Origin of the sequence: Photobacterium sp. SKA34 (assembly GCF_000153325.1) — a bacterium.
Lineage (GTDB): Bacteria > Pseudomonadota > Gammaproteobacteria > Enterobacterales > Vibrionaceae > Photobacterium.
On sequence record NZ_CH724141.1, the window covers coordinates 642,384 to 655,568 of the forward strand.

General features: G+C 35.0%; 8 protein-coding genes. 3 read left to right on the forward strand and 5 right to left on the reverse strand.

Features of this window, described 5'->3' with window-relative positions; all coding sequences use genetic code 11:
- Window positions 1-116: 116 nt before the first annotated feature.
- From SKA34_RS04465 to SKA34_RS04485, 5 genes are all read right to left on the reverse strand, one after another.
- Complete coding sequence (locus SKA34_RS04465; RefSeq protein WP_039859980.1) at window positions 117-1,979, reverse strand: potassium transporter Kup; 1,863 nt, start codon at window positions 1,977-1,979, stop codon at window positions 117-119.
- A 310-nt stretch (window positions 1,980-2,289) separates the two neighbouring features.
- Window positions 2,290-3,657, reverse strand: coding sequence for an MFS transporter (locus tag SKA34_RS04470; protein WP_232284213.1), 1,368 nt, complete (start codon window positions 3,655-3,657; stop codon window positions 2,290-2,292).
- A gap of 538 nt (window positions 3,658-4,195) precedes the next feature.
- Complete coding sequence (locus tag SKA34_RS04475) at window positions 4,196-7,339, reverse strand: HD domain-containing phosphohydrolase (protein WP_039859698.1); 3,144 nt, start codon at window positions 7,337-7,339, stop codon at window positions 4,196-4,198.
- 258 nt (window positions 7,340-7,597) lie between these two features.
- On the reverse strand, window positions 7,598-7,834 hold the full coding sequence (locus SKA34_RS04480; protein WP_006644319.1) for a hypothetical protein: 237 nt from the start codon (window positions 7,832-7,834) through the stop codon (window positions 7,598-7,600).
- A 258-nt stretch (window positions 7,835-8,092) separates the two neighbouring features.
- Window positions 8,093-9,952, reverse strand: a complete 1,860-nt coding sequence (locus tag SKA34_RS04485) for an MFS transporter (protein ID WP_006644320.1) — start codon at window positions 9,950-9,952, stop codon at window positions 8,093-8,095.
- Window positions 9,953-10,322: 370 nt separating this feature from the next.
- Here SKA34_RS04485 and SKA34_RS04490 point away from each other — a divergent pair, with 370 nt between their 5' ends.
- The 3 genes from SKA34_RS04490 to dcuC form a co-directional block, all read left to right on the forward strand.
- Window positions 10,323-11,645, forward strand: a complete 1,323-nt coding sequence (locus SKA34_RS04490; RefSeq protein WP_006644321.1) for an amino acid permease — start codon at window positions 10,323-10,325, stop codon at window positions 11,643-11,645.
- 81 nt (window positions 11,646-11,726) lie between these two features.
- On the forward strand, window positions 11,727-12,287 hold the full coding sequence (locus SKA34_RS04495) for a hypothetical protein (RefSeq protein ID WP_006644322.1): 561 nt from the start codon (window positions 11,727-11,729) through the stop codon (window positions 12,285-12,287).
- 191 nt (window positions 12,288-12,478) lie between these two features.
- The coding region (dcuC, locus tag SKA34_RS04500) for a C4-dicarboxylate transporter DcuC (RefSeq protein ID WP_006644323.1) at window positions 12,479-13,185 on the forward strand (707 nt) is incomplete at its 3' end.

The following is a 13,185-nucleotide window of genomic DNA, read 5'->3' on the forward strand; positions in this document are numbered from 1 at the left end:
TAGTTAGCATTTAATAATACCTTTAGGGGAATTATCGATAAAGTAAAAAGAGCTTCAACAATTAGCACCATACTTATGGGATAACTGTGAAGCTCTTGATATAACGCAAGTGAGCATTAAATTTCCAGATGTACCCCAATTTCAATTAATCTATCTTGTGGTACATGTAGCCGTTCTGAAGTTCTCAACGCATTTCGGCTCAATAATATAAATAGCCTCGCTTTTAAATCATGCCATAACGTCGTATGTTTCAACTTCATTCGCTCAGATGACATAAAGAAAACCGTATCAATTTCATGCAATGAGAAGCCTTTACCATTACAAGCTGTGAATATTTGATCCATATCTAACGATTCTTGGTAACCCACATACGCAATCATCTGCCAGAACGAAGGAGATATTTGCTTTACTTCAATCCGTTTAAGTGGATGCACTCTAGGCTGATCAGGGTATTTAAACGTCATGAGAACATTACGTTCATGCAAAGTTTCATTATATTTTAAATTATTGACCAATGAAGCTGGCACATGCTCTTCATTACGGGTGAAATAAACGGCTGTCCCAGAAGCGCGAGGCCAATCTTTTTGCTCTAGCTCATTAACCATCGCTTCGGCTGACAACGGTTGTTTAATCAATTGGCTGATCCTTTCTCGCTCTAAATACCATGTAATCATTAAAAGAAATACAATTGAACCTATTGTTAATGGAAGCCAACCACCATCGGATAATTTCAATGATGTCGCTATAAACAATAGTGCATCATATAACAGCATAAATGCCGCATACTGAATAACAACGACCAGTTTCCATCCCCACAAATAACGCGCAACCACAAGAATAAATAAGGAAGAAATAAACATGGTGGCCGTCACTGCAATCCCATACGCTGCCGCTAAACGTGCCGAGCTTCCAAACGTCAGTACCACAGTGATCACAAGTAAAAACAATAAAAAGTTAGCTAATGGGACATAGATCTGACCTTGCTCTTGATGTGAAGTATGCTGGATTTTGACTGGAGGTAGAAATCCTAAATTCACTGCTTGACGAGTTAATGAAAAAATCCCTGAAATCACAGCCTGCGAGGCAATCACAGTCGCACACGTTGCAAGAATGACTAAAGGTAAGCGCAGCATATCTGGCGCTAACATAAAGAACGGGTTATTAATATCCATCTGTTGTGATAACACTAACGCACCTTGTCCGTAGTAATTTAAAACTAAACATGGCATCACAATGAAAAACCACGCTAAGCGGATAGGTTTAATACCAAAGTGCCCCATATCAGCATACAACGCCTCAACGCCAGTGACGGCTAAAACAACTACCCCTAACGTAAATAAGGTTGCCGCACCGTGGTTTAAAGTGAAATGTATGGCATAAATCGGATTAAGTGCATCTAACACTGTTGGATTTTTAATAATACTTAGTAAACCTAAAACACCAATAGTGCCAAACCATAACAACATTACAGGTGCAAACAGCCGGCCAATTTTTCCAAAGCCGTACTTTTGAATGGCAAATAAAACACAAATAATCGTGATAGCTATCGGTAAAATCATCGGTGTAAAACTGCGATTAATCACCGTGATCCCTTCGACCGCAGACAATACTGACATTGCTGGAGTAATAATGGCTTCACCAAAAAAGAAACCAGCCGCCAACATACCTAAAAATAAAATACCTTTTTTTAAATGCGGCGGCGCTACACTATGCGCTAAAGAGGTTAATGTTAAAACGCCACCTTCACCTTTATTCGAAGCCCGTGTTACTAACGCTAAATATTTTATACATACCGTTATCACGAAGGTCCAAAATACTAATGAGAGAATACCAAAAACATTTGTTTGGTTAATGGCTATTGAGTGTTCACCTTCAAACATAGCTTTAAAGGCATACAATGGGCTGGTTCCAATATCACCATACACAATCCCAATAGATAGGCACGTCAGTACCCATAAAGACTGTTTTTGATTTTGCATCATTGATTTTCATGTACATCCCATATTGGGGAAATACTGTACCTTATGACTAAATAGAGGCTGGCAGGTTAACAAGGCGAAGATAAATAAAGGGTAATATTTACGAAGATAAATATAAAGAAAACATAAACTTTGTTTGTTTTTAAAACCAAAAGTACAGTTATACAACAATAAAAACGATAACTTTATTATTAAATATATTACACAGCGTTCAAATACAGTATTCGTAAATAAAAAAAGAGCGTAAGAAATATTCTTACGCTCTTTTTCAATATCTATTTTAAAAAAGGATCGAAATTTAGCAATCAAACTAAATGTTTTCGATATTCTTTCCTGATGTTTCAAATCTATATTTATATGTTACCCATGCACCAAATAGTGATGTAGCAACAAGACAAAGTAATAAATTAAACACCCCTATTTCATGCATTAAAATAGGAAATAAGAACGCAGTTAAAATCGCACCCAACTTTGCAATCGATGCAGCAAAACCAGCGCCTTTAGCTCGAATTTTAACCGGGAACACTTCGCCTGAAATTAAATAAGTCTGGGCATTTGGACCAAGGTTATTCATAAAATTGAACAACATAAAGCCTAAAAACAGCAGATAAATTTGATAGTCATTATTTAGCTTTATCGACAAAGCAGCTAAAGCCAAACCAACCGCACAGCCAATAAAGCCATAAATTTGCAACTTCATACGACCAATCGATTCAGAGTAAATAATTGCGCAGATCACCCCAATAATAAGTAAGGAGTCAATCAATGCTGTACCTTTCGCAGAATATACAATGCTTGCTATCGTACTATGAAGCACATCTCCTGCGACAACGACATGTGGATCAAGCACCGAGGCTAAAATGACAGGAGTAAAAATACCAATGCCATATGTACCTAAATCTTGGATAAACCAAGGAGCAGAAGCCAAAATCGTTTTTGCACGGTACTTTTGCTTAAATAGCTTCTTGTAGCCACCTAACCATGAATGGTTCTCTTCACCTTCAGGGCACGGCACAACCGTCAATGTCATATCAGATTGAGGATCACGATTTAATAATCGTTTTAGTGACTTTTCAGCCTCTTTCTCTCGTTTTTTCGACATTAGCCAGTGTGCGCTTTCAGGAATAAAGAAACGTGCAACCGTTATTGCCAATGACGGAACTAATGCCAATATGTACATAAAGCGCCATGCATTAATATCCTCAGCATAAGTCAGTACGATAATGCCAGTGAGGATACCCAACAAAACACCAACTGACTGAAAAGCAAAAGCGCCAAGCACCAGCTTACCGCGATTTTTAGTCGGAATGCTTTCCGAAATCATTAAATGCGCGGTCGGGTAATCGCACCCTAATGCTAATCCGATACCAAAGTTAAACAGTAAGATAGTAAGATAAGATTGGCTACATGCCATACCGACTAAAAAAACAGAAAGTAATGCCATCTCAATGATAAACATTTTCTTTCGTCCGTAGAGATCAGATAACCCACCTAACGCACTTGCACCAATTAATATACCGAACAGTATTGAAGAACTCAGGGTACCTTTTTGAAATTCTGTTAAATGAAATTGTAGCGTGATCAAGGGCAAAGTTAGCCCCATCATAAACACGATCATTCCTTCGAAAAACTTTCCAAATGTCGCCAATAACCAAATTCGCCACTGTAGCTTTGTCATTGACAGGCAAAAGCGGTTTGACCCTTCTTTCAATATTGATGTGTCATCAATATAGTTTTGAATAGTTTTTTGACATTGAATATTTAGATTTTGATTCATGTTAAAAATCAGCAATGCTTATAGTCTTACGACCAATATAAGTATTAAAGGTGCGCGTATATAAACACAGACGAGAGTAAAAATATAAAATATATTTTCTCTTGACTTAATGGATAATTGGACAAAAAAAGAATAAATATATCGATATATTTCAGTTAAAGAAGAAATATGACCAGTATTAATAGAGTAATCATAGGGTTAAATCTATTAATATTATTTATAACACTAAGTTAACACTGTTTTTTATTTTGAAGTTGTTATTACGTACCAAATATAAAATCTAACTTTTAATTTATGATATTCTACGTTTTTTTTAATTGCATTACATCAGCCAAAAAATAGGCACCTATATTTGATGAGAATAAAAAAACAAAAATAAAGCCCACTTGATAATGTGGGCTAATCTTTAAAAACATCAAAAATATGTTACATAAAATAACTAGTTAGAAAGATATTTATCAATATCTACTTTATCAATTTGCTTAGAAGGTAAAAACTTATCAGCATATTGCATATAAACACCACTTGATAAAAACAATTTAAATAGCTCCATATCAATATGTTCATCTAATGCCATTTTGTGCAATATATCGATTGCAACACTTAACGGTTTTGCCTTTTTATATGGACGATCTGCCGCTGTTAGTGCTTCAAAAATATCAGCTATCACTAAAATACGTTCAGGAGTACTTAGATCTTTTGCTGATAGCTTACGGGGGTATCCTGTGCCTTTCATTGTTTCGTGGTGGGTTGAGGCATAACGCGGTACACGCGCGAGATCATCAGGGAACGGCAAGCTTTCCAACATCTTAATCGTACTGATCATATGCTCATTGATCTTAAAACGATCTTCTGCTGTTAGCGTACCACGCTTAATCGTCAGGTTGTAAATCTCACCCAAATTATATTGCAGTTCTGGTACTTGCACTTTAATACCGAACGCCGGATCAAAATGTAGCTCATTAATACGTTCAATACGATGCTCTGGCTTATCTGACAGTAAATGCTCTGCAACAGGCAAGGTTTCAGGTTCCACAGATGCTTTAAGCTCTTCTAATGGCGACAAACCTAAATGGTCATCAAAATGACGTAACCATGTTTTATTGGCGATTTCATGTATACGAGCAATATGCTCATCACTCATAAACTCCCCTCCAACATTGGCGTTAGCTACAAATTTAAAGTCATCTTGTAACTGTTTTTGCACCTGCTTTAATGTCGCTAATGCTATTTCTTGCTCATGCGGATTATCAATAATATGTTGTAAGTACGTAAGTTCCGCATCACGCCACAACACTTCAAAGCGCATTCTAACTTCATGGATACGATTATAGTTTGCTTCTAGCTTCGTCCCTTTATCAACAATATGCTCAGGCATTGTGATTTTACCGCAGTCATGTAACCACGCTGCAATTTTAAACTCTCGACGTTCCGCTGCATTTTTAAAACGAAAATCGGCAAATTGACCTTGTTTTGATTTTTCCACTTCACGAGCAAACATCAGCGCAATTTCAGGCACACGATTACAGTGTCCTGCGGTATAGGGAGATTTATCATCGATTGCTTGAGCAATTAACTGTATAAATGATTCAACAAATTCATCTTGACGTTTTTCATGCTCTTGAAGAGATTCAGCAGCCGTATAAATTGACATCGAGAGATCATGAAATTCTTTGATTCGAGTAGGGATCAAAGTGACATCACTATAATGTCGCTGTTTCACTTTTTTATTTTCTTCGCGAAGTAGTAAAATTGGCTTAACTATGGGTTTGGCGCAAAAACCTGCTAATGGAAGTAACACCAGTAATAATAGAGCTGATGTATAAATAGATGTACGAATCTTTTCTTCACTGGCAGCATAAACCGATGCTTTGGGTACAATCGAAGCAAAAAATATTTGATCATGACCGCCACGTCTTACATCGCGTACATAATAAAAAAAGTCATCATCATTACTATTTTTTTCTATCAGTTGGTTCTGGTGAGACTCATCTGACGCAAAGTCGATTAACTCTATATACGGAACCATACCAGTACGATTAACTTCCACATCTGAATTTAACCACTTCTGCTGTAAATAACGCTGCTGCTGAGGTGTCAATGACTCAATTGCACGATTAATGATATCTAAAAGAGGTTTTTTCTCAGGAGGAAGAACTAATGATAACGGAAAGCTATTTTCAGTATTTAATGTATGATAGGTCAGATCATTAATCATAAATTGCTCAGAAACATAACTAAGCACAGCCTCTAGATCAATGAAAGCATCAACCTCCCCCTTACTTACTGCTCTTAAAGCTTCATCAACATGTGAATAAGTCACAACATTAATTAAAGGGTATTTTTCTTTAATCAGTGAGATAATTGCCCAATTGCTTAATAATGCTAAGCGTTTACCATTCAGATCTTGTAACTTTTCGTAATTCTTACTATCTGAGACCGCAATTGCAAAGGGAGAGTTAAATAAAGGTTTACTAAAAACGCCTAATCCCTGATTACTTGGAATATCAGGTACTGACGTTAGAATATCTAACACCCCGTTGGAATATGCCTGTTGTAATCCTTGTGACCCCGTACCATTAAAAAAATCAAACTCGATTCCTGTTGATTGACCCACCATATAAAGTAAATCAGGGATCAGTCCAGCTGGGCGCCCCGATATAGTAAAATCTATTGGTGCCCAGTTTTCTTTATTTGATACACGTAATATAGGGGTATTTTTAATTAATTTTTGCTCTTTTGGCGTTAGTACTAAAGGTTTAGATTTTGGCAAGGGCTGTTGTCTAAAGGAAGGCTCACTACTCGCCACTAACTCTCCTGATGGTAAATACAGGAAATTATGACTAACGTCGCTAACACTATTTTCTTGTAATAATTTATTAAAATGCGACAGTGTAAAATCGATACCAACAACAACCTTACCTTTATTACTAGGTACTGCTGTTGAATAAGTAATGCCAGTCACCTCTTCAGGTAAAAATAAATAAGGCTCAGTGCGGAAAACTGAACCACGTGTAGCATTTATATACCAAGAGCGTAATGTTGGTGAAAAAACATTTTTACGTTTTATTTTTTTTCGTAAATTAAAATTGGCATCATAAAAAGAATCATACTGTGTCATGCCATCTGAATCGGCACTGCGCTCTATAATCAACCAACGATCTTGCTTTAATGCATTATTTTTGCGTCTTACATCAGACATAGAGTCTAAGTTAATAATGATATAGGCATAGTTTTTATCAGTTCCAATAAAGGCACTATAAAAACTTGGGTTGTCTTTTAAAACACTGGTGAAAATGCTTCGAATAACATCTTTAGATGGAGAATGAAGAATAGTGCCTAAGTGTGAAAGGTACTTTACTGCTGCTATAGCATCGTCACTAACATCTGTGACTGCATCAGAGACAGACTCGGCTAACATTTGATACTTAACCTTTGCCTGATCTCGCGCCATTTGTTTACTATGGTAATATTGTAAACCAATCGCTATCGATGAAGTAATAAGTGCGACTAATATAAAAAGAAAAATAACAATTGATTTAATGCTTATTCTTCTATTTTTGAAAAACGTCCATCCATGCATACTGACACTATCCCATACGTTTTCTTTCGGTTACGTAAATCATACAAAAAACTAGATATATCAATAACAATTATTCGATATATTTAAGAAGAAGAGAACAAATATATGTAAAAATCGTTAAGAATGGCAAAAAACAGTAAAGAGATTTGTATAAATAAGCAGCATAAAAGTTAGGGTAGCAAAAAACAGAACGCTTAATATATGAAGGGCACGAGAACTCAGCTTAAGTAAAAAAATAGGTATAACGTTGCTCTAAAATTACGAGAAACGGCATCTTATTTTCAATAATGATTTCGACTCTGCTGTTTTTACAATCTCAATTTTATTATCTTTAATGTTAGCCCATTGAGATAGTAGTCTCGATAGTTCATCTTTCATCTTTTGGATATTATAAGGAATGCGGTTAGTACGCAATTCCCCAAGCAAACGTTGCTTTGCTAAAGATGCTGTACCTAAAGGTTTATCAACTTTTTTCTTTTTCCATAGATTAAACATAACCAGTATCCCATCGCATAGTACTTTTTTACTATTGTAGACCAAATTTAAAATTAAACGCTATTTTTCTATACTTTAGCGATCATTATCAAGAAAATGATACTAGAAATTATCCTCCTCTAAACATTCGAAACACTTCGACTGGATAATTAAAACCCTAAAAAATGATAATGCCGATAATCATATTATCGGCATTATCATTATTAGTTATTTAATAAAAGTAGTAACTTTAGGCGTGATACTATAATCTTTCTTATGCTAATTATTAACTAGCTGATAAACCACTTTTTCTAATTTTTCAGCTGAAATTTCTTCAGCTGGTATTGGTTTAGACGCTACAACTTCAAGCTCAGATCGGAAGCGTTTGATAGCACGTATAATTGTAAATCGGCCGCTACGACTAAAGATAGAACCCCATACCCCTTTTAATCCCATTGGAACAACAGGGACAGGGTTACGTTTCACAATATATTCTATTCCTCGTTTAAACTCATTCAGTTCACCTGTACGTGTAATTTTACCTTCTGGAAAGATACAAATAATTTCGCCAGATGAAAGTTCTTTATCAATTAGATCAAACGCTTGTTGATAAATTTTAGTTGATACTTTTGGAGAACAAATAGGTATTGTTTTCGCCCATTTAAAGAAGTATTTCATCACAGGTAAGTTCGCGATATTTTTATCCATAACAAAACGAACAGGTCGACGGCTGGCTGCACCAACTAAAATAGCATCAACAAAACTAACATGATTACACACTAAAACTGCAGGTCCCGTTTCAGGAATATTTTCAAGCCCCGTTGATTTCACTCGATAGAGAACACGGGAAATAATCCAAACGATAAAGCGTATTAAGAATTCTTGAACTTGGCTAAATACATAAATTGATACAAGCACATTAAGTAACGCGATAGAAAGAAACAGCTCAAGAATTGATAAATGAACAACCGTTAACATAACAATTGAGAATAAAGCACTGCCAACCATAAACAATGCATTAAGAACATTATTACCAGCAATCACTTGAGCACAGTGTTCTTTTTCACTTCGTTGCTGAATTAACGCATTTAATGGAACAACAAAGATACTTCCTGATGCGCTAAGTAACATTAAATCAAACAGTAAACGATAATTGTTAAGCGTAAAATCAACCAGTGTCATTGAATTTGAGGTTATTATATTCTGGCTTGAGAAATACAGATCAAAACCAAACACACTCATTCCTAAAGCCCCAAGCGGGAGAATACCTAATTCAACCTTATCGCCAGATAACTTCTCACAAATGATCGCTCCTAGCGCAATTCCTACTGAAAAAATAGTCAGTAGCATCGTGACATATTGAGGATCATCACTAATAAATGTTTTAGCAAAATGTGGAAGTTGAGTTAAATAGGTCGCACCCACAAACCAGAACCAACTAATGGCTAAAATAGATAGAAATACTGTACGATTTTGTTTGGTAATACGTATTGTTTTTACAACCTGTTTAATTGGATTCCAATTAATCGCTAATTCAGCATTATTCGGCAGTGCTTTTGGAATAAAAAGACTACTGACAAAGCCCAGAAGAGATAATACAACAACGCAAACAGAGGCTATAAATGCGCGATCTTCAGTATGGAAAATAAAGCCTGCACATAAGGTCCCACCGAGGATCGCAAGAAACGTCCCCATCTCAACCAATGCATTACCTGCAAGTAATTCTTTTTGTTTTAAGTGTTGTGGCATCAATGCAAACTTTACGGGTCCGAAAAAAGCAGATTGCGCCCCCATCAAAAATAATAGGCCCAAGAGTAAAGGGATTGATTGCATTTGTATCGCCCATGCACCTAATGCCATTACGCCTACTTCGATCAATTTTAGAGTCTGAATTAATCGTGATTTTTCATATTTATCCGCTAACTGTCCACCTAAAGGTGCAAAAATAAAGAAAGGTAAAATAAACAAACCAGCAGCAAGATTCACTAGCATGGCACTCTCAGCTTGATTGTATAGTGATGAAAATACAATCACGAGTAATAGAAAATTTTTGAATAGATTATCATTGAAAGCACCCAGCGCCTGAGTAATGAAGTAAGGCAGAAAGGATTGCTTTTTTAATAAAGATAATTGACTCATACACACCTCGTGTCATTGCATAGCTCTATTTTGATATACTATACAACACAATCGAACAGCGTGCAATTAATTGTTAAAAATATGAGATAGAGAATATTATCGCATAGATTAAATTTAGGTGCTTTGAATTTAGTCTCACTTATAAAGATATATAAACTTATAAGGTAAATATAATATTCTATATATGAAATGTTCCAATTTTTATTTTTATTTTTATTTTTATTTTTAATATGTTAATCACATTTGTTATATATGCTGAGTTTTTTATGTGATATTAATTACACCCCTAACTAATAAATGAAAAACATGATTAAAAAAACATTAATAATATTGGGGAAATAATCCATAAAATTAATAACAGGATATTGCAATGATAATTAAAACCTTTCCCCTACCCCGCGATAAAAATACCCCGTTACACCAAAAAGCGAACATGACGAAAGAGGAATGGAAGGAAGCAATCAAATTCGATAACGTAGATATTGGATGGATTGTAATGAGTATTGGAATGGCAATTGGCGCAGGAATTGTATTTCTTCCAGTACAAGTAGGAGTCATGGGGCTGTGGTTTTTTTTACTATCGTCTGTTATTGGTTACCCTGCAATGTATTTATTTCAAAAGTTATTTATAAATACGTTAGCTGAATCAAAAGAGTGTACAGATTATCCTGGTGTTATTTCTGGATATTTAGGAAAAAACTGGGGAATATGCCTTGGTGCGCTTTATTTCATTATGCTTGTTATTTGGGTATTAGTTTATGCATTATCAGTGACTAATGACAGTGCCTCATATTTACACTCATTTGGAATAACAGAACACTATTTAAATCATAATGTATTTTATGGCTTAGGGCTTATTTGTTTGTTATGTTTCATTGGCTCAAAAAGTGAAAAAATTCTTTTTAAAATATCTGGTGTAATGGCAGTCACAGTGATAAGCCTCGTCGCTTTAATGGGTATTCTAATGATTCCTGAATGGAATATGAGTAACATACCTGAAGTCAGTAATTGGCAACCTTTAATTAAGAATGCAATTATTACATTACCTTTTACATTAACCTCTATTCTCTTTATCCAATCATTGAGTCCAATGGTTATCTCGTATCGTTCACATGAAAAATCCATCGAAGTCGCGCGCTATAAGGCTTCGAGAGCAATGAAAATTGCATTTACAATACTCTTCATTTCTGTTTTTTTCTTTGCTCTTTCATTTACTTTTGCAATTAGCCAAGATGAAGCAATGCATGCAAAACAAGCAAATATCTCTGCGTTGGCCATGATTGCTCACTTTTTCCCTGGTAGTTGGGCGACGACTGTAGGTGTAATCATTAATATTTTTGCTGTAGTTACATCTTTCTTTGGTGTTTTCCTCGCATTCAAAGAAGCGTGTAGCGGTATGGCAATGAATGTTCTTGAAAGGAAATATAAAAGAGAAAATATAAACAAAAAATTAGTAAGTAAATTAACGATATTATTTACTATTCTAATCGCATGGGGAGCTGTTGCGTTAAACCTACCGATTTTATCTTTTACTTCAATTTGCTCGCCTGTCTTTGGTATTGTTGGGTGTCTTATTCCCGCTTATCTTGTATATAAAGTTCCTCATCTTCACAAGTACAAAGGATTATCAACAAACTTGATTATCATTACAGGTATTTTACTTTGTATTTCTCCGCTTCTAGCATTTATTTGATCAAGTAAAAATAGCTGTATTCAACTAAACAATTAATTTGAATACAGCTATCACTTTCACATAGTACGACAGGTAAACATTATGTTGATGATAAACATTCCTTCTAAAATACTCATTGAAATAGAAGATATTTTTTGTCAATTAGAGCTTTCTAAAAAAAAAGAGTATTCAGAAGAAAAAGAATTGGTATGTAAGCTTCAACTCTTAATCGATAAAGCAAATGATAATTATATACCTATAGATTTTGCCATAGAATTAAAAGATGAAATTGAACAACAATCTCTAAGGTATATTGATAACCAACAACTATGCATTGCGCTAACAAAAATATCTCACTTATTATCCACAACCATTGATGAAGAATTACTTTGCCATAAATTTCGTAATGATAATTCCTATAAGATATTAAGTACTTATACAGATATTTCTCTTATTGCTATTGGGGTTCTTTCTGCATTTTTTTTATATCAAAATGCATTCAATATTAAATCTTTATATTCAGTAAATTTAACATCACTGATAGTACTGTTGCTATGGTTTGTCATATTAAAAGCTACTATGTATTTTTTAGACCGAGATCAAAAGACAATCATACAACATCACCTACGTCTTGATCATATAGATAAATTCAAAGCGACCTAATAAAAACTATTAGAATACTTTTTACAACAAGAGATCACCTAATTTAGTGCTCTAGCTTTACCAGATTAGTGATGAGCCTTCCATTTTCAATAAAGCACAGTGATAGATATGACATTAATTATTCATGATCAATATTTATTCCTTATAGATATCAATAATATTCCTGTTTATCATCGGACAATGAGATTTAAATGGAATATATATTTACGATTGCAATTGTTGGGCTTGTTGCCTACTCAATGCTTAAAAAGTTTAACCCTCAAGCAACATTAATCACCGCAGGTTTATTCCTTCTAGCTTATGCTTCCCTTACAGGCATAAACCCTGTTCTTCCTGACGGTCAAACACAAGGTGCTCTATTCTTCGATTTATGGCAAAAATTTACTGAAATAACCAATACTCGACTAGGTAAAGTCGGGTTAACTCTGGTTTCTATCGCCGGTGTTTCAACCTATTTAAACCATATTGGCGCTTCTCAAGCTCTCGTTAAAGCAACATCCCGTCCAGTTATGGCAGTAAAAAACCCATACATCTTATTGATCCTTGTGTTGCTATTTGTCTCTATCATGTATGTCTTTATTACAGGTGCAACATCGCTATCTTTACTATTAATGGGTACTTTATATCCAGTATTACGAAATGCGGGTGTCAGTGCTAAAACAGCGGTTGCGACCATCGTTATTCCCACTGCATGGGAGTATGGTCCAGGACAAATTAATGCCGTAATTGGTGCAAACACCATTAATGTCGAAATTATGGATTTTGTCGTACATCATCAAACAATTTTCCAAGCTTTACTGCTTATTATCATCCCAATTGTGAATATTCTTTGGCAGAAATACTGCGATGGAAAGGATGGCTATAACCCTTCAGATGATCGCGGTAAATATCTCGAGAA

Coding starts and splice junctions, on each gene's coding strand:
- SKA34_RS04480 (WP_006644319.1), bottom strand. CDS start 7,834: ATGTTTAATCTATGGAAAAAGAAAAAAGTTGATAAACCTTTAGGTACA.
- SKA34_RS04470 (WP_232284213.1), bottom strand. CDS start 3,657: ATGACAAAGCTACAGTGGCGAATTTGGTTATTGGCGACATTTGGAAAG.
- SKA34_RS04475 (WP_039859698.1), bottom strand. CDS start 7,339: ATGCATGGATGGACGTTTTTCAAAAATAGAAGAATAAGCATTAAATCA.
- SKA34_RS04465 (WP_039859980.1), bottom strand. CDS start 1,979: ATGCAAAATCAAAAACAGTCTTTATGGGTACTGACGTGCCTATCTATT.
- SKA34_RS04490 (WP_006644321.1), top strand. CDS start 10,323: ATGATAATTAAAACCTTTCCCCTACCCCGCGATAAAAATACCCCGTTA.
- SKA34_RS04485 (WP_006644320.1), bottom strand. CDS start 9,952: ATGAGTCAATTATCTTTATTAAAAAAGCAATCCTTTCTGCCTTACTTC.
- SKA34_RS04495 (WP_006644322.1), top strand. CDS start 11,727: ATGTTGATGATAAACATTCCTTCTAAAATACTCATTGAAATAGAAGAT.